15 protein-coding genes and 5 tRNA genes are annotated in these 16988 nt (G+C 68.3%); 15 read left to right on the forward strand and 5 right to left on the reverse strand.

All coding sequences use genetic code 11. The features are described 5' to 3' along the window. Nucleotides 1-19: 19 nt before the first annotated feature. Both ACSFBC_RS09605 and ACSFBC_RS09610 read right to left on the reverse strand, forming a co-directional pair. Nucleotides 20-604, reverse strand: coding sequence for a hypothetical protein (locus ACSFBC_RS09605; RefSeq protein ID WP_435510102.1), 585 nt, complete (start codon nucleotides 602-604; stop codon nucleotides 20-22). Nucleotides 605-674: 70 nt separating this feature from the next. Next, nucleotides 675-1040 (reverse strand): ArsC family reductase, encoded by a 366-nt coding sequence (locus ACSFBC_RS09610; protein ID WP_435510103.1) that lies wholly within the window; start codon nucleotides 1038-1040, stop codon nucleotides 675-677. A gap of 46 nt (nucleotides 1041-1086) precedes the next feature. On the opposite strand from ACSFBC_RS09610, the gene folC reads away from it, so the two are divergent. The 12 genes from folC (at nucleotide 1087) to ACSFBC_RS09670 (ending at nucleotide 9362) form a co-directional block, all read left to right on the forward strand. Then, nucleotides 1087-2382 carry a bifunctional tetrahydrofolate synthase/dihydrofolate synthase gene (gene folC, locus ACSFBC_RS09615; protein ID WP_435510104.1) on the forward strand — a complete coding sequence of 432 codons (1296 nt, stop codon included), beginning with the start codon at nucleotides 1087-1089 and terminating at the stop codon, nucleotides 2380-2382. Nucleotides 2383-2442: 60 nt separating this feature from the next. Beyond that, nucleotides 2443-3312: an SPOR domain-containing protein gene (locus tag ACSFBC_RS09620; protein ID WP_435510105.1), complete on the forward strand. Its 870-nt coding sequence runs from the start codon at nucleotides 2443-2445 to the stop codon at nucleotides 3310-3312. 15 nt (nucleotides 3313-3327) lie between these two features. Further along, the gene (locus tag ACSFBC_RS09625) at nucleotides 3328-3816 is read left to right on the forward strand and encodes a CvpA family protein (RefSeq protein WP_435510106.1); all 489 of its coding nucleotides are present in this window, start codon (nucleotides 3328-3330) and stop codon (nucleotides 3814-3816) included. A 14-nt stretch (nucleotides 3817-3830) separates the two neighbouring features. After that, the gene (purF, locus tag ACSFBC_RS09630) at nucleotides 3831-5333 is read left to right on the forward strand and encodes an amidophosphoribosyltransferase (protein ID WP_435510107.1); all 1503 of its coding nucleotides are present in this window, start codon (nucleotides 3831-3833) and stop codon (nucleotides 5331-5333) included. A 14-nt stretch (nucleotides 5334-5347) separates the two neighbouring features. Beyond that, nucleotides 5348-6574 (forward strand): O-succinylhomoserine sulfhydrylase, encoded by a 1227-nt coding sequence (locus ACSFBC_RS09635; RefSeq protein ID WP_435510108.1) that lies wholly within the window; start codon nucleotides 5348-5350, stop codon nucleotides 6572-6574. 7 nt (nucleotides 6575-6581) lie between these two features. Then, a complete protein-coding gene (gene gltX, locus ACSFBC_RS09640) occupies nucleotides 6582-7970 on the forward strand; it encodes a glutamate--tRNA ligase (protein WP_435510109.1) in 1389 nt (462 codons plus the stop codon). A gap of 36 nt (nucleotides 7971-8006) precedes the next feature. After that, nucleotides 8007-8082 (forward strand) — tRNA-Ala (locus tag ACSFBC_RS09645). Between the two features lie 61 nt (nucleotides 8083-8143). Then, nucleotides 8144-8219, forward strand: a tRNA-Glu gene (locus tag ACSFBC_RS09650). Between the two features lie 70 nt (nucleotides 8220-8289). Next, nucleotides 8290-8366: transfer RNA gene (locus tag ACSFBC_RS09655), tRNA-Asp, on the forward strand. A 116-nt stretch (nucleotides 8367-8482) separates the two neighbouring features. After that, nucleotides 8483-8558: transfer RNA gene (locus ACSFBC_RS09660), tRNA-Glu, on the forward strand. A 71-nt stretch (nucleotides 8559-8629) separates the two neighbouring features. After that, nucleotides 8630-8706, forward strand: a tRNA-Asp gene (locus tag ACSFBC_RS09665). Between the two features lie 170 nt (nucleotides 8707-8876). Beyond that, entirely contained in the window at nucleotides 8877-9362 is a 486-nt protein-coding gene (locus ACSFBC_RS09670) for a GFA family protein (RefSeq protein ID WP_435510110.1), read from the forward strand. A 14-nt stretch (nucleotides 9363-9376) separates the two neighbouring features. Here the strand turns inward: ACSFBC_RS09670 and ACSFBC_RS09675 are convergent, their stop codons facing one another. Genes ACSFBC_RS09675 through ACSFBC_RS09685 form a run of 3 tightly spaced genes read right to left on the reverse strand, consistent with a single transcriptional unit; the run spans nucleotide 9377 to nucleotide 14337 of the window. Beyond that, complete coding sequence (locus tag ACSFBC_RS09675; RefSeq protein ID WP_435510111.1) at nucleotides 9377-10111, reverse strand: amino acid ABC transporter ATP-binding protein; 735 nt, start codon at nucleotides 10109-10111, stop codon at nucleotides 9377-9379. After that, nucleotides 10108-11373: a M20/M25/M40 family metallo-hydrolase gene (locus tag ACSFBC_RS09680; protein WP_435510112.1), complete on the reverse strand. Its 1266-nt coding sequence runs from the start codon at nucleotides 11371-11373 to the stop codon at nucleotides 10108-10110. The genes ACSFBC_RS09675 and ACSFBC_RS09680 overlap by 4 nt, the downstream gene beginning before the upstream one ends. Before the next feature lie 9 nt (nucleotides 11374-11382). Beyond that, nucleotides 11383-14337, reverse strand: a complete 2955-nt coding sequence (locus ACSFBC_RS09685; RefSeq protein WP_435510113.1) for an FAD-dependent oxidoreductase — start codon at nucleotides 14335-14337, stop codon at nucleotides 11383-11385. Nucleotides 14338-14439: 102 nt separating this feature from the next. Here ACSFBC_RS09685 and ACSFBC_RS09690 point away from each other — a divergent pair, with 102 nt between their 5' ends. From ACSFBC_RS09690 to ACSFBC_RS09700, 3 genes are read left to right on the forward strand one after another with little or no spacing between them, the layout of a single operon-like run. Then, nucleotides 14440-15336, forward strand: a complete 897-nt coding sequence (locus ACSFBC_RS09690) for a dihydrodipicolinate synthase family protein (protein ID WP_435510114.1) — start codon at nucleotides 14440-14442, stop codon at nucleotides 15334-15336. 52 nt (nucleotides 15337-15388) lie between these two features. Then, on the forward strand, nucleotides 15389-16219 hold the full coding sequence (locus ACSFBC_RS09695; protein ID WP_435510115.1) for an ABC transporter substrate-binding protein: 831 nt from the start codon (nucleotides 15389-15391) through the stop codon (nucleotides 16217-16219). Between the two features lie 44 nt (nucleotides 16220-16263). Beyond that, entirely contained in the window at nucleotides 16264-16986 is a 723-nt protein-coding gene (locus ACSFBC_RS09700; RefSeq protein WP_435510116.1) for an amino acid ABC transporter permease, read from the forward strand. Nucleotides 16987-16988 lie beyond the last annotated feature (2 nt).

Below are 16988 nucleotides of genomic sequence, written 5' to 3' on the forward strand. Positions count from 1 at the left end.
GACCGGCCCCTGTCCGCGCTCAGCGCCAGCGACCGCGCCCGCCGCCCCAGCCGCGCGAATAGCCGAGGTTCAGCGACAGGCCGATCGGCGGATAGGCGTAGGGCGCGTAGCCATAACCGTACCCATACGCCGGTTGCACATAGACCGGCGCCGGTGCGTAGACCGGTGCCGAATAGACGACGGGCGGTGCGTAGTACACGGGCGCGGGGGGCGCGCCGCCGCCCGAGACGACCACGCCCCGCTCGGGGACGACGCTCTCCCATGGCGAGCGGGTCCGGGCCGGCGACGCGTACTCGACGGGCGACTGCGGCGACGTCGGCAATGCGGCCACGCCGTAGGCATTGACTTCGATGGGGATCGTGGCGCCCGGGTGGTAGTCGCTGTGGGTGGTGTAACGGCGACCTTCGTATTCGTAGGCCACTTCATACCCGGGGCGCCCCTGCGCGTCGGTGACCTGGGTGGCGGAGATCACCCGGGCCTGGACCTGCTGCGAGGGTTGGGAGGACAGGGAAGTCTGCGCCCACGCACCCCCACTGGCCAGGACAGCCGCCAGCGACAGGCCGAGCACGGTCGCGGAAGCGGGAGAAAACAGTTTGTTGCGCATGGAATCTCCTTCAACTAGGGAGCGGATGGCCCCTGTTCGGCCGGGTTGGATGCAATCGGCGCGGCCGGGTTCAATTGTCCGTCTCGGCCAGTGAGGCCCAGCCGTCGGCATCGAAACCGGTTGTGACATCGGGCCGGCCCGCCCAGCGCACCACGGGCCGCTTGATCAGGCTCGGGTTCGCCAGCAGCACCGTACGCGCCGAGGCCGCGTCGACCACCGCGTCCCGGGTGGCGTCGTCCAGCTTGCGCCAGGTGGTGCCGCGGCGGTTGACCAGCGCCTCCCAGCCGGGCGCCTGCAGCCATCGGTCGAGTTCGGCTTCGGGCACGCCTTCTTTTTTGAAGTCGTGGAAGCGATAGCCCACGCCGTGGGTGTCGAGCCAGGCGCGGGCGCGCTTGACGGTGTCGCAGTTCGGGATGCCGTAGAGGGTTGTTGTCATGGCGGGATCATGCCCATGCGGCAGGTCGGCGACAATCCCGGCCTCCATGAAAACCCTAGCCGACTGGCTCGCCCACGCCGAGCAACAGCACCCCAAGACCATCGAACTCGGGTTGGACCGCATACGCGCCGTGGCCCAGCGACTGGGCCTGGCCTTCGACTGCCCCGTGATCACCGTGGCCGGCACCAACGGCAAGGGTTCGACCTGCGCGATGCTGGAATCGATCCTGCGCAATGCCGGCTACCGCACCGCCGTCTTCACCTCGCCGCACCTGGTGCGCTTCGAGGAACGGCTGCGCCTCAACGGCGAGGCCATCGACGGCGCCGAACTCGTGCCGCATTTCGAGGCCGTGGAACAGACGCGCGCCGAGATCCCGCTGACCTACTTCGAGCTGACCACGCTGGCGATCCTGCGCTGCATGGCCGCCAGCAAGTCGGACGTGGCGATTCTCGAGGTCGGCCTGGGCGGGCGGCTCGATGCGGTCAACATCATCGATGCCGACTGCGCGGTGATCACCAGCATCGACCTCGACCACATGGAATACCTCGGCCCCGACCGCGAGAGCATCGGCTTCGAGAAGGCCGGCATCCTGCGCACCGGCCGGCCGGCCATCGTGAGCGACCCGATGCCGCCGCAGAGCGTGATCGACCATGCGCGCGAAATCGGTGCCGACCTGTGGCGCTTCGGGCAAGACTTCAATGTGTCGGGCGACAAGCAGCAGTGGGGCTGGAGCGGCCGCGGCCGCCGATATAGCGGCCTGGCCTATCCGGCGCTGCGCGGTGCCAACCAATTGCTCAACGCGGCCGGCGTGCTGGCCGCGCTCGAAGCGCTGCGCCAGCGGCTGCCGATCACCGCCCAGGCGGTGCGCACCGGCCTGGCGATGGTCGAGCTGCCCGGGCGTTTCCAGATCGTGCCGGGCGAACCCACGCTGGTGCTCGACGTGGCCCACAACGCGCACGCCGTGGCCGCGCTGGCCGAGAACCTCGACGCGATGGGTTTCTTCCCGACAACCCATGCCGTCTTCGGTGTGATGGCCGACAAGGACCTGGCGCCGATGCTCGCGCGCATCGGGCCGCTGATCGACCGCTGGTACTTCACCGACCTGCCCACGCCGCGCGCGGCGTCCGCGGCCGACCTGCTGGCCCGGTGGCAGGCCCAGAACACGCGCAAGGACGCGAGCGGCAGCGTGCACGCGGGACCCATGGCGGCGCTGCAGGCGGCCATCGATGCCGCAAGCCCCACTGATAGAATCGTGGTCTTCGGATCGTTCTTCACGGTGGGTGGCGTGCTCGCGCACGGGACGCCCCGCCTGCAGGCCAAACACCTGCTCTCAGGCGCCTGATCGGCGGGTGTCCGGGCCCTTCGCAACCACACCGCGCAGCTCTCATCAGGGATCGAACTCATGGCGTTTTTCAAGTTCCGCTCGCGTGGCCAACCCACCAATGAAGGGCGCAACGCCAGCGTGGCGGCGGCTCCGGCCGAAAGCGTGGACGCCATGCGGCGCCGCGCCCGCCATCGGCTGCTGGGCGCCGCGGTGCTGGTGCTGGTCGGCGTGATCGGCTTCCCGCTGCTGTTCGATACCCAGCCGCGTCCGGTGGCCGTCGACATCCCGATCGAGATCCCCGACCGCAACAAGGTCGCGCCGCTGCCGGCACCGGTCGCGCCCGCGGCCCCCGTCGCCCAGTCGCCCGCACCTGCCCCGGCGGCTCCAGCCCCCGACAACCGCACCCGCGTGGCCAGCAACAGCCCCTCGTCCGGCGGCGTCATCACCGAGACGGCCGATGGCCGCGAGCTGCCGGCCGAGCGGCCGGTGGCGGCGGCACCGCCGGCCGAGACCCGGCCGGAGCCCAAGCCCGAGGCCAAGCCGAAGCCCGAACCCAAACCCGAGGTCCGCCACGAGGCCAAGCCCGAAGCCAAGCCGGCCGCGCCCGCCAAGCCGCCGGCCGACGACGGCGCGCGTGCCCGCGCGCTGCTCGACGGCAAGCCGCCGGCCGCTGCCGCCGCGGCGGCGGTCAAGCCCGCCGCCGCCACCACCAACGACGCCGGACGCTTCGTCGTGCAGGTCGGTGCCTTCGCCGAGGCCGACAAGGCGCGCGAAGTGCGCCAGAAGCTGGAGAAGGCGGGGCTCAAGACCTACACCAACGTCGCGAAGACGGCCGACGGCGAACGCACGCGTGTGCGGGTCGGTCCCTTCGCCTCGCGCGCCGAGGCGGAGCGCGCGGCGGGTCGCGTCAAGGGCTTGTCCTTGCCCGCGTCCGTCCTCAGCTTGTAGTCACTGCGCGCCGACGTGGCCCTGCTCGACTGGATCGCCGTCGCGCTGCTCGCGGTGTCGTTGATGTTCGGCCTGGTGCGCGGGCTGGTGTTCGAAGTGATTTCGCTGGCCGGCTGGGTGGTCGCCTTCTTCTGCGCGCAATGGTTTGCGGCGGATGTGGCCGCATGGCTGCCCATCAGCGGCGACCCGGAGGCTTCCTGGCGCTATGCGCTGGCCTTCGTGCTGCTGTTCGTCGGCGTGGCTTTCGGTGTGGGCCTGGTGGCCTCGCTGACGCGCAAGCTGATCGCCGCCGTGGGGCTGCGCCCGGTCGACCGCCTGCTCGGCGCGGCCTTCGGACTGGCCCGCGGCGCGGTGGCGCTGCTGGCGATGGCGGTGGTTGTTCATTTGCTGACGTTGAGCGACAGCGCCTGGTGGCGCGAATCGCACAGCGCAGTCGTCCTGGATGCGGCGTTGCAGGGATTGAAGCCTGCACTGCCAGAGAAGTTGGCCAGTTACCTGCCCTGAGAAGGAAAGACCCCATGTGTGGAATCGTCGGCGTTGTCAGCAACGCGCCCGTCAATCAGCTGCTCTATGACGCGCTGCTGCTGTTGCAGCATCGCGGCCAGGATGCGGCCGGCATCGTCACGCTGCTGGAACGCAAGTTCTTCATGCAGAAGGCCAAAGGCATGGTGCGCGACGTGTTCCGCACCCGCAACATGCGCGCGCTGCCGGGCGACGTCGGCCTGGGCCAGGTGCGCTACCCGACCGCGGGCAACGCCTACAGCGAGGAAGAGGCCCAGCCCTTCTACGTGAACGCGCCCTTCGGCATCGTGCTGGTGCACAACGGCAACCTGACCAACGCCCACGCGCTGCGTGCCGAGCTGTTCTCGACCGACCACCGCCATACCAACACCGAGAGCGATTCCGAAGTGCTGCTCAACGTGCTGGCGCACGAACTCGAGCGCTCCTCGCGCGGCGTGCCGCTGAACCCGCCCGAGATCTTCGAGGCGGTCAAGAGCATGCACAAGCGCCTGCGCGGCTCCTATGCCGTGGTGTCGCTGATCGCCGGCCACGGCCTGCTGGCGTTCCGCGATCCCTACGGCATCCGCCCGCTGTGCATGGGCCGCAACCCGGCCGACGGCACCGTGATGGTGGCCAGCGAATCGGTGGCGCTCGAGGGCTCGGGCCATGTGTTCGAGCGCAACATCGAACCCGGCGAAGCGGTGTTCATCGACCTCGCGGGCAAGGTGCATTCGATGCAGTGCGCCGAGTCGCCGAGCCTGAATCCCTGCATCTTCGAATTCGTCTACCTCGCGCGTCCCGACTCGGTGCTCGACGGCATCTCGGTCTACCAGGCGCGCCTGAACCTCGGCGAAACGCTGGCCAAGCGCGTGGTCTCGACCGTGCCGCCCAACGAGATCGACGTGATCATCCCGATCCCCGAGTCGAGCCGCCCGAGCGCGACGCAACTCGCGCACCTGCTGGGCGTGCCGTACCGCGAAGGCTTCGTGAAGAACCGCTACGTGGGCCGCACCTTCATCATGCCGGGGCAGGGCGTGCGCAAGAAGTCGGTGCGCCAGAAGCTCAACGTGATCGCGAGCGAGTTCAAGGGCCGCAACGTGCTGCTGGTCGACGATTCGATCGTGCGCGGCACCACCAGCCGCGAGATCGTGCAGATGGCGCGCGATGCCGGCGCCCGCAAGGTCTACCTCGCGAGCGCGGCGCCGCCGGTGCGCTACCCCAACGTCTACGGCATCGACATGCCGACCAAGGACGAGCTCGTGGCGCACGACCGCACCGTCGAGCAGATCCGCGAGCTGATCGGCTGCGATGCGCTGATCTACCAGGACGTCGACGCCATGAAGCGCGCCATCGGTTCGCTCAACCCCAAGCTCGCGGGCTTCGATGCCTCGTGCTTCGATGGCGTGTACGTGACGGGCGACATCGACATCGATGCCATCAACCGCATGAACGGCAACCGCCCGCGCATCGAGGAAACCGAGGAAGACTCGTCGCGCCTGTCCCTGCCCAATCCGAGCTGAACAAGAGGCCCCCCGTGACCGACCGCACCCTGCCCGAAGGCCTGCACCGCGACACGCTCGCGCTGCGCACCGGACTGGCGCCGAGCCAGCATGGCGAGCATTCCGAAGCGCTGTTCCTGACCAGCGGCTTCGTGCAGCCCGACGCAGAAACGGCGATGCGCCGCTTCGCCGGCACCGAGGACGGCTTCACCTACTCGCGCACCTCGAACCCCACGGTGGCCAGCTTCGAGCAGCGCCTGGCGGCGCTCGAGGGCACCGAGGCAGCGATCGGCGCCTCGACCGGCATGGGCGCGATCCTCATGATGTGCATGGGCCTGCTCAAGGCCGGCGACCATGTGATCTGCTCGCGCTCGGTGTTCGGCTCCACGCTGAACCTGTTCGGCAAGGAGTTCGCCAAGTTCGGCGTGGAGACCACCTTCGTCTCGCAGACCGACGTGGCCGAGTGGCGCGCGGCGCTCAAGCCCCACACCAGGCTGCTGTTCGCCGAGACGCCGACCAACCCGCTGACCGAGGTCTGCGACATCCGCGCGCTGGCCGACCTGGCGCATGGCGCGGGTGCGCTGCTCGCGGTCGACAACTGCTTCTGCACGCCGATCCTGCAGCGCCCCGCCGAACTGGGTGCCGACCTCGTGATCCATTCGGGCACCAAGTACCTCGACGGCCAGGGCCGCGTGATGGCGGGTGCGATCTGCGGTCCGTCGAAGCTCATCGTCGACGTGTTCGGCCCGGTGGTCCGCACCGCCGGCATGGCGCTGTCGCCGTTCAACGCATGGGTGGTGCTCAAGGGCATGGAGACGCTGGGCATCCGCATGCAGGCGCAGTGCGCCAATGCGCTGGCCGTGGCGCAGTGGCTCGAGCAGCAGCCCGGCATCGCACGCGTCTACTACCCCGGCCTCGCCTCGCACGGGCAGCACGAACTCGCGATGCGCCAGCAATCGGGGCAGGGCGGGGCGGTGGTGTCCTTCGACGTGGTCGGCGACAACCCCGAGACCGCGCGCGCCAATGCCTTCCACGTGATCAACAGCACGCGCGTGCTGAGCATCGCCACCAACCTCGGCGACACCAAGTCCATCATCACGCACCCCGGCACGACCTCGCATGGCCGCCTCACCGAGGCGCAGCGCCAGGCCGCGGGCATCGGCCAGGGGCTGATCCGCCTCGCGGTCGGCCTCGAGTACATCGACGACATCACGGCCGACCTCTCCCGAGGTCTTTGCGGCCTGAGCACCCTGAATTCCTGAGAACCACATGACCGGCAAAGTTAGAACCCGCATCGCACCGTCGCCCACCGGCTTCCTTCACCTGGGCACGGCCCGCACCGCGCTCTATTCGTGGGCCTATGCGCGCCACCACGGCGGCGAGTTCGTGCTGCGCATCGAGGACACCGACGTGGCCCGTTCCACGCAGGACTCGACCGACCAGATCCTCGCGTCCATGCACTGGCTGGGCCTCGACTACGACGAAGGCCCGATCTACCAGATGCAGCGCCTCGAGCGCTACCGCGAAGTTGTCGCGAAGCTGATCGCAGAGGGCAAGGCCTACCACTGCTATTGCTCGCCGGCCGAACTCGACGAGATGCGTGAGGCGCAGCGCGCGCGCAACGAAAAGACGCTGTACGACCGCCGCTGGCGCCCCGAGCCCGGCAAGGTGCTGCCGCCCGTGCCCGAAGGCGTGCCGCCGGTGGTGCGCTTCTGCAACCCGCCCGAAGGCGACGTGAGCTGGAACGACCTGGTCAAGGGCGAGATCACCATCAACAACCGCGAGATCGACGACCTGATCATCCTGCGGCCCGACGGTGTGCCGACCTACAACTTCGCGGTGGTGGTCGACGACTGGGACATGGCGATCACGCACGTGTTCCGCGGCGACGAGCACATCAACAACACGCCATGGCAGATCAACATCTTCCGCGCGCTGGGCGCCGCGCTGCCGGCCTTCGGCCATGTGCCGGTGATCCTGGGCGACGACGGCCAGAAGCTGTCGAAGCGGCGCGGCGCGGTGAGCGTCACGGCGTATGAAGAGAACGGCTACCTGCCCGAAGCGATGCTGAATTACCTCGCGCGCCTGGGCTGGAGCCACGGCGACGACGAACTGTTCACGCGCGAGCAGATGGTGAGCTGGTTCGACGGCTCGCACCTGTCCAAGAGCCCCGCGCAGTGGGATGCGGCCAAGCTCGCCTGGGTCAACGCCCAGTACATCAAGGCCAGGACCGGCGACGAACTCGCGCCGCTGGTGGCGGCGCAGCTGCAGAAGCGCGGCATCGTGGCCGATGAACGGCTGGGTGCGATCTGCACGCTGTTCAAGGACCGTTGCGAGACCACCGTGGCCCTCGCCGGCTGGGCGGCGGCCTTCTATGCCGACATCGAAGTGAGCGAGGCCGATCGCGCGCAACATCTCACCGATGCGGTGAAGCCGGCGATCGCCACACTCGTTGAAAAATTGATGACAGTCGCCTGGGATCGGGCCTCGATCGCAGCTATGATCAAGGAAGTTCTCGCCGCACATGCATTGAAGATGCCGGTGTTGGCGATGCCAGTACGAGTGCTTGTGATGGGAACATCGCAGACACCGTCCCTCGATTCGGTGATCGAAATTTTTTCCCGCGAAAAAGTTATCGAACGTCTGAAAAGGGCCTGATTTTTCGGGCTATAATTCGAGGCTCGACACCCACACGGGGGTATAGCTCAGCTGGGAGAGCGCTTGCATGGCATGCAAGAGGTCATCGGTTCGATCCCGTTTACCTCCACCATTAAAGTGTCGAGAGTTTTGAAGAAGAAAAGTGCTGATCTCAGCACGGTTCCTAAGGTTTTGACCCTATCGTCTAGAGGCCTAGGACACCACCCTTTCACGGTGGCTACCGGGGTTCGAATCCCCGTAGGGTCGCCAGTTTCACGCAAGTGAAGCAGGCAACGAGTCGTCAGCACTCGGCTCCGCAAGGAGTGAACGTTGTCTACCAGGAGTGGTAGTTCAGTTGGTTAGAATACCGGCCTGTCACGCCGGGGGTCGCGGGTTCGAGTCCCGTCCGCTCCGCCAAGGTTCACGAGGTTCGCCTCGAAAGTACCCACGAAAGTGGGTATTTTTTTGTGCCGAACAAGTCTCGCAAGAGCAAAGGACAAGCGCTGATCGCAGCGCGGTTCCCCAGGTTTTTCGACCCTATCGTCTAGAGGCCTAGGACACCACCCTTTCACGGTGGCTACCGGGGTTCGAATCCCCGTAGGGTCGCCAATTTCACGCAAGTGAAGCAGGTCTACGAGTCGTCAGCACTCGGCTCCGCAAGGAGCGAACGTTGTCTACCAGGAGTGGTAGTTCAGTTGGTTAGAATACCGGCCTGTCACGCCGGGGGTCGCGGGTTCGAGTCCCGTCCGCTCCGCCAGTATCGATAAGGGTTAGCAGGTAAGTATCTGCTAACCCTTTTTTTGGCTCGGCTGTCCTGCCAGTGTCCTGCGCGGCCCGACTGTCCGCTCGCTCTTCATGTGCGGGCCGATGACCCACAGGTATAGAGTGGTGCGACAACGGATCTCTCCGATACGTTTGCAAAGACCTATGCACCTCGAAGGCTCCTGCCATTGCCGCGCTGTTCGTTTCTCGCTCGAAGCCGACAGCCCCGTTCCGTTTCTGCACTGCCATTGTTCGATCTGCCGCAAGACGGCCGGCGGCGGTGGCTACGCCATCAACCTGGGCGGTGACGCCCGCACCCTGAAGGTCCAGGGCGAGAAGCACCTGGGCACCTACCACGCCGTGATGCGGGAGGAGGGCAAGCGCGCCACCCGCTCGAAGGCCCAGCGCCGCTTCTGCCTCAAGTGCGGCAGCGCGCTGTGGCTGTGGGACCCGCGCTGGCCCGAGCTGATCCATCCGCAGGCCTCGGCCATCGACACGCCGCTGCCCAGGCCGCCCGAGGTGGTGGAGGCGGCGCTGGACTTCGCCGTCGGCTGGGAGGATGTTCCCAAGGGGCGGGGCCACAAGCACTTCGCGCGCTTTCCCTCCGAGTCGCTGGCAGAGTGGCACCAGCGGCACGGCCTCGAGGGTTAGCGCACGGGCCTCGCTCAGTGCTGCAGGATCTTCGAGAGGAACTGCTGTGCGCGGTCGGAGCGCGCGGACGGATTGCCGAAGAACTCTTCCTTGGGGCAATCCTCGACGATGCTGCCGCGGTCCATGAAGATCACGCGGTGCGCCACCTTGCGCGCGAAGCCCATCTCGTGCGTGACGCACATCATGGTCATGCCTTCGCGTGCCAGCTGCACCATCACGTCGAGCACTTCATTCACCATCTCGGGATCGAGCGCGGACGTGGGTTCGTCGAACAGCATCGCGATCGGGTCCATCGCCAGCGCGCGCGCGATCGCCACGCGCTGCTGCTGGCCGCCCGAGAGCTGCGAAGGAAACTTGTGCGAATGGGCCTGCATGCCGACGCGTTCGAGCAGCGCCATGGAACGCGTGCGCGCCTCGCTCGACGAGCGCTTGAGCACCTTGACCTGCGCGATCGACAGGTTCTGCTCGATCGAGAGATGAGGAAAGAGCTCGAAGTGCTGGAACACCATGCCCACGCGCGAGCGCAGTCGGTTGATGTCGATCTTGGGGTCGCCCACCGAGACACCATCGACCGTGATGCTGCCTTGCTGGAAGGGCTCGAGCGCGTTCACGCACTTGATCAGCGTGGACTTGCCCGAACCCGAGGGGCCGCAGACCACGACGACCTCGCCCTTGCGGACCTGCGTCGTGCAATCGGTCAGCACCTGGAAGGCGCCGTACCACTTGCTCACCTGGTTGATTTCGATCACGGGGTTTCCTTTGCTGGCGGCGCCAGGAGTTGCAGGAGCGTGTTGGCGACGACCACGGTCGCCTTGCGCAGTTCGTCGAGCGGCACGCGTTCGTCGGCACGGTGGCCGTTGGCTTCGAGCAGCGATTCGGGGCCGGCGCCGTACATCACGGTCGGGATGCCGGCTTCGCTGTAGAGCCGCGCATCGGTGTAGAGCGGCACGCCGATCGGCGTCACCGGCTTGCCCATGACCGCGCTGGCCTCGCGGCACATGAGCTCGGCGAATTCGGCCGCGCCGGCGGCGGGCGCGAAGGGGCGGGCCAGCAGGATCTGCCGGATCTCGACCGCGATGCCCGGCAGCGCGGCGCAGGCGTCCTCGATGACCTGGCGCAGTTCGGCCTCGACGGCCTCGGGCACTTCTTCCGGCACGATGCGGCGGTCGATGCGCAAGCTCAGCCTGTCGGCCACCACGTTGGTGTTGATGCCGCCCTCGACCAGGCCGACGACCATCGTCGGATGCGTGATGCCGGGGGTCTGCGATGGCCGGTGCACCAACTGGTTGCGGTAGCGGTACAGCGCGGGCAGCAATGTCGCGGCGGCTTCGATGGCATCGGCGCCGGTGTCGGGCCACGCCGCGTGCGCGGAGGTGCCGCGCAGCGTCACCTCGAGGTGCAGGCAGCCGTTGTGCGCCACGACCACGTGGTGCGAGAAGGCGGCCGAGATCACATAGTCGGGACGGCTCAGGCCCTGCGAAAGAATCCAGCCGGGGCCGGTCATGCCGCCGGTTTCCTCGTCGTAGGTCAGGTGCAGTTCGACCGTGCCGGCCAGCGGCATGCCGCTGGCGCGCAGTTCCTTCAAGGCACGCAGCGCGAAGGCATAGGTGGTGAAGTCCGACTTCGAGACCGCGGCGCCGCGCCCGTACAGCCAGCCGTCGCGTACCTCGCCACTGTAGGGCGAGCGGCTCCAGCCGGAGCCCGGCGGCACCACGTCGCCATGCGCGTTGAGCGCGATCACCGGGCCGTCGCCGAAGCGCTCGCGCACGATCAGGTTGGTCACGCTGCGCATGCCGTGCTGCTGCGCGAAGGCGGGCGGCACGGCGTGGCGCTCGACCACCAGGTCCATGTCCTCGAGCAGGCGGGCCGTGAGTTCGGCATGCGGCGCGCAGTCGCCGGGCGGGTTGTCAGAGGGGCATTGCACCAGCCGCGCCAGGGTTTGGACCTGGGCTTCGAAGTGCGTGTCGATGAATTGGCGCAGCACGTCGCGCGCGCGAGAGGGGTCGGTCATGGGGCTCCGTCAGAGGAATCGGTCGATGCGGAAAGGCGTGATGTCGATGTCCGTGCGCCCGCGCACGATCAGGTCGGTGACCAGGCGCGCGGCGATCGGCGCCAGCGTGTAGCCGTTGGAGGTGACGGCGGTGTAGAAGCCGGGCACGCCGGGCACGTCTCCCAGGATCGGCGCGCCGTCGATGTTGACGTTCATGCCGGCCCAGCAGCGCACCATGTGCAGGCCACTCACGGCCGGCAGCACCTGGCGCGCGACCCACAGGCCGCCCTCGATGCTGTTGCGCTCGGCGCGGTTGAGCCGCATGCCTTCGTGGAAGGCCGCGGTCCAGCCGCCGCCGATGATCAGACCGCCGGTGGCCGCCTGCTTGAGGCTCAGGTGCCGGTCGGCATGCGCGACCAGGTGGTTGACCAGCGGCGGCGCGGGCTCGGTCACGATCATTTGCAGCGGCGCGCCCTTGACCGGGATCGGCACGCCGAGCATGTCGCCCACCTTGCTCGACCACGCGCCGCTGGCGTTCACCACCCGGCCCGCGTGGATCACGCCGCGCGAGGTGTGGACCACGAAGCCGGCGCCGTCGCCGGGGCGGCGTTCGATGTTCTGCACGTCGCAGCCGCGCAGGAAGCGCGCGCCCTGCTGCCGCGCGAGCGCGGCCACGGCGTAAGTCGCGCGCAGCGGATTGATCTTGCCTTCCATCGGGCAGAGCTCGGCGCCAAGCAGTTGTGGTGACAGGGCCGGCGACAGCCGGCGCAGCGTGGCGGCATCGATCACCTGCGCGTCGATGCCGTGGCTGCGTTCCAGCGCGGCCTTGGCTTCGATGAAGCGCATGCCGGCCTCGGAGTCGGCCACCATCAGGCCGCCGGTGATCTTGATCTCGAGGTCTTCGCCGCTCTCGGCCTCGATCTCCTGCCACAGCCGCACCGACATCGGGCCCAGCGGCAACGTGGCCGCGGCCGGGCCGCCGCCTTCCTGGGCCTTGGCGCCGAAATCGAAGGACAGCAGCTGCACGTGCAGGCTGCCCGCATTGGCGCCCGAGGCCTGGAGGTTGAGGTCGTCGCGGTCGACCACCGTCACGTCCTGGCCCGCCTTCGACAGGTAGTGGCCGAGGCAGGAGCCGAGCACGCCGGCGCCGATCACCAGCACGTCGGTGCGCAGCAAGTCGAAGGGCGCGTGCTCGACCGGGCGCGCGAGGTTCGGCGTGATGGCCGGCTTGTGGCCGCCCCATTCGGGTTTCTCGAAGCCCAGCGCGCCGGCCGGCACCGGCTTGGCCGGCGGACGCGGCGCGAAATACTGCTCGACCTCGAGCGGCCTTCCGGTCATCTCGCTGACCAGCCTGGCCGCCGTGACCGCGCAATAGCGGCCCTGGCAGCGGCCCATGCCCAGCCGCGTGTTGCGCTTGAGCGCGGCCAGCGTGTCGCGGCCCGCGCGGATCTGTTCGCGCACCGAGCCGAAGGTGATCTCCTCGCAGCGGCACAGCAGCGTGTCATCGCCGACCGCGTCCAGCGCCACGGGCGGGGCGTCGTAGAGCGACCAGAGCGCCTGCTGGAAGCACTCGGCCTGGCGCAGCTGCGTGCGGATCTTCGCGGGCGCGACGGCGGTCGGCAACGACAGACAGAGCTTGTGTGCCGCGGCCCGGCCGGCCAGCGTGCCGCGCGCCAGCGCCACGCGCGAGCCGCCCATGTCGGCGCCGTCGCCGACCACGAACACGTCGGCCAGGCTGGTGGCGCCGTTCTCGGCAGTCACGGTCGCGAGATAGCCCAGGTGGCGATCGACCACGCGGTGTTCGCAGCCCAGCATGCGCGCCAGTTCGGTCGAGGGGATGAAGCCGTAGCCCAGGCACAGCGTGTCGGCCTCGAAGCGGATCGGCGGCGCGGCCGTGGCCCGGCCGTGCGCGTCCAGCGCCACGGCCTGCACCGCCTGCAGTTCGCCGTCGCCTTCGGCCGCCACCACCGCATGGCGCCAGAGCACCGGCACCTGGTGCGCGCGCAGTTGCCGCAGGTAGGCCCACCCCTGGCGCACCAGGTCGGGGGCGGTGCGCGCGGTCGTCAGCAGCTCGCGCCAGTCGCGCAACGAGGGGCGTGCCGCCGATTCGAGCACCGCGAGCACCTGCGCGCCGCCGGCCAGCAGTTCCGCCGCAAGCTGCAGGTTGAGCGGGCCGTTGCCGGCGATGACCACGCGCCGGCCCGGTGCCACGCGGTAGGCCCGCGCCAGTGTCTGCGCCGCGCCGGTCGTCATCACGCCGGGCAGGGTCCAGCCGGGGAAGGGCACGGGCCGTTCGTAGGCGCCCGGGGCGATCACCAGCTGGCGGCAGCGGATGTTGGTGGCCCGGCCGTCGATCAGGGCGCTCACTTCATGCGCCGAGAACGCGGCCCAGACCTGCGCACCCTGGGCCACGGCAACGCCCGCGGCCAGCACCGCGCGTTCGAGCGCCAGGCCGTCGGCGAACTGGCGGTCCGCGGGGCGGGGCGCCTGCTGCGAGGGCGCGAGCGGCTTGTAGAACTGGCCGCCCGACTGCAGCCGCTCGTCGAGCACCAGCACGCTGGCGCCGGCCTGGCGCGCGGCCAGCGCGGCCGACAGGCCGGCCGGTCCGGCGCCCACCACCAGCACGTCGACCTCGCGCTCGGCCGGCCGGGCGTCGGCGGCCGGGGCCATCGGCTGCAGCGGATCGGCCGGCGTGCCGGCGGGCATGGCCGAGCGGACCTGCTGGCCGTCCGCCACCTTGGTCAGGCAGGCGCGCTGGCTGGCCACGCCGTCGACCGTCACCAGGCAGTCGAAGCAGGCGCCCATGCCGCAGTAGAGGCCGCGGCGCTCGCCGTCGCGCGTGTGCCGCAGCTGGCGGAGGTGGCTGGCCGCGAGCGCGGCCGCCACGGTCTCGCCCTCGAGGCCATCGACGGGCTGGCCGTCGTACCAGAAGCGGATCGGCCGGCCGGCGGCGGCGATGGAGGAATGGGTGAGGCGTGCGCTCATGAACAGGTTCGAAACAAAAAACCGCTTGGTGCGATTGAACGTATACGTATACTAGTCGTATACAAATACTTCGTCACCCGATTTTTTACCGAGGACCGACCCATGACAGCGTTTCGTGGCACCTATACGGTGCTGATCACCCCGATGACCGCCGACGGAAAGCACGTTGACGTGCCTGCGCTCAAGAAGCTGGTCAACTGGCAGATCGAAGAGGGCATCCACGGGCTGATTCCCCTGGGCAGCACCGGCGAATTCCTGTCGTTGACGCCGGAAGAACGGCAGTTGGTGATCGAGACCTGTGTGCAGACCAGCGCAAAACGCGTGCCCGTTTTGATCGGCACCGGCGCGGAGTGGACCGACGAGTGCGTGCGGTTGAGCCGCGAGGCCGAGCGCATGGGCGCCGACGGCGTGATGATCATTCCGCCCTTCTACAGCTCGCCCACCGACGACGAGCTGTTCGCCCACTACCGCAAGGTGGGCGAGGCGATCAACGTGCCGATCATGGTCTACAACAACCCGGCCACGGCCAATGTCGACCTCAGGCCCGAGCTGGTCGCGCGCCTTTCGCACATCGACAACTGCCTCTACATCAAGGAGTCGACGCTCGAGGTCACGCGGGTGCGCGACATCATCGAACTCTGCGGCGACCGCATGACGGTGTTCGCGGGCATCCTGGGTTACGAGTCCTTCTGGCTGGGCGCGCAGGGCTGGGTCGCGGTCTGCTCCAACCTGATCCCGAAGATGTCAGCCCGCCTGTTCGAGCTCGTGGCCGACGAGCAGGACATGCCCGCCGCGCTGGCGCTCTACAAGAAGATGCTGCCGATCGTGCGCTGGGTCGGCGGCCACCGCTATGTCGCGGCCTCGAAGGACGGCCTCTCGATGATGGGTCTGCCCGTGGGCCAGCCGCGCGCCCCGCGGCTGCCGCTGCCCGCAGCCGATGCCGCCGACCTGCGCCTGGCACTCGACCGGCTCGGCCTGCTCGACTCCATCGCGCGCTGAGCGCCGCCTTTCCCCACTCCCTGCCTCGTTCCACCTTCACCAGGACATCACCATGAAACTGCTCTCCGCTCTCGCCACGGCCGCTGCTCTTTCCATTCTCGGGACGGGGATCGCCAATGCCCAGGCCTGCACCTCGCCGGTGCCCGACGCCGCGCTGGTGAAGAAGGGCACGCTGATCATGTCGGTCAACCCGACCCTGCCGCCAATGCAGTTCGTCGACCAGACCGGTGCGCTCAAGGGCATGCGGGTCGAGTTGGGCGAGGCGATCGCCAAGCGGCTGTGCCTGAAGCCCGAGTACGTGCGCATCGAGTTCTCGGCCATGATCCCGGGCCTGCAGGCCGGCCGCTGGGACGTCATCAACACCGGCATCTTCTACACCGACGAGCGCGCCAAGCTGATGCAGATGCTGCCCTACGAAGACCAGGCCATCAGCATCAGCACCGCCAAGGGCAACCCGCTGAAGATCGCCAAGCCCGACGACCTCTCGGGCAAGAGCATCGGTGTGGAGATCGGTGGCTTCGAAGAGCGCAAGGCGCGCGAGCTCGACAAGCAACTGACCGACAAGGGCATGAAGGGCATGACCATCCGCACCTTCGAGAACTTCGCGATGGCCTTCCAGTCGCTGCGCGCGGGCCAGGTCGATGTCGCGCTGTCGATCGACTCCACCGGTGCCGAGTACCAGAAGCGCGGCGACTTCGACCGCGTGCTGCACGGCCTGTTCCCGACGCCGGTCGCGCTGGCCGCGAAGAACAAGGAGCTGTCGAACGCGGTGGCCAAGGTGCTCAACGACATGAAGGCCGACGGTTCCTTCGCCAAGCTGTTCGACCAGTACGGCGTCAAGGCGATCGACGGTGCCGTGGTCGTCAAGGGTCCCGCGAGCTGAGCGCGCGTCGCGTTCGTCACTGACTCCGCAATCAAGGAAATTCCATGGGACAAGGCTGGAACTGGTCGGGCTTCTTCGACTATCTGTTCAACCCGTACATCCTCGAGGGTGCGCTCACGACGCTGTGGCTGACGCTGGCGTCCATCGCGGGCGGACTGGTCGTGGGCTGCGCGCTGGCCTTGGCCCGGCTGTCCCGCCACCGCTGGCTCGCGGCGCCGGCGCACTTCTACATCTGGGTCTTCCGCGGCACGCCGCTGCTGGTCCAGCTGATCATCATCTACACCGGGCTGCCGCAGCTGGGCGTGAAGCTGTCGGTGGTCGAGTCGGCGCTGCTCGGCCTGATCCTCAACGAGGCCGCCTACCTGGCCGAGGTGGTGCGCGGCGGCATCCAGGGGGTGTCGGCGGGGCAGACGAACGCTGCGCGCGCCGTGGGCTTCAGCAGCGCCCAGAGCATGCGCTACATCGTGATGCCGCAGGCCATGCGCCTGATCATCCCGACGCTGGGCAACAGCATCAACGGCCTGCTCAAGACCACGTCCATCACCTCGGTGATCTCGATGGAGGAACTGCTGCGCCGGACCCAGGTGCTGATCCAGGAGAAGTTCATGGTGCTCGAACTGTTCGTCGTGGCTGCCATCTACTACCTGCTCATGACCACGGTGTGGGACTTCATCCAGCGCCGCATCGAGCGCCACTACGGCCGCGCCTACGGCAACGCGACCGAGCCGGTAGCGCCCCCCGCCGACGCGGTGCTCGAGCAGCGCTAGCC

It is taken from the genome of Variovorax frigidus (assembly GCF_051216515.1).
GTDB lineage: Bacteria > Pseudomonadota > Gammaproteobacteria > Burkholderiales > Burkholderiaceae_C > Variovorax.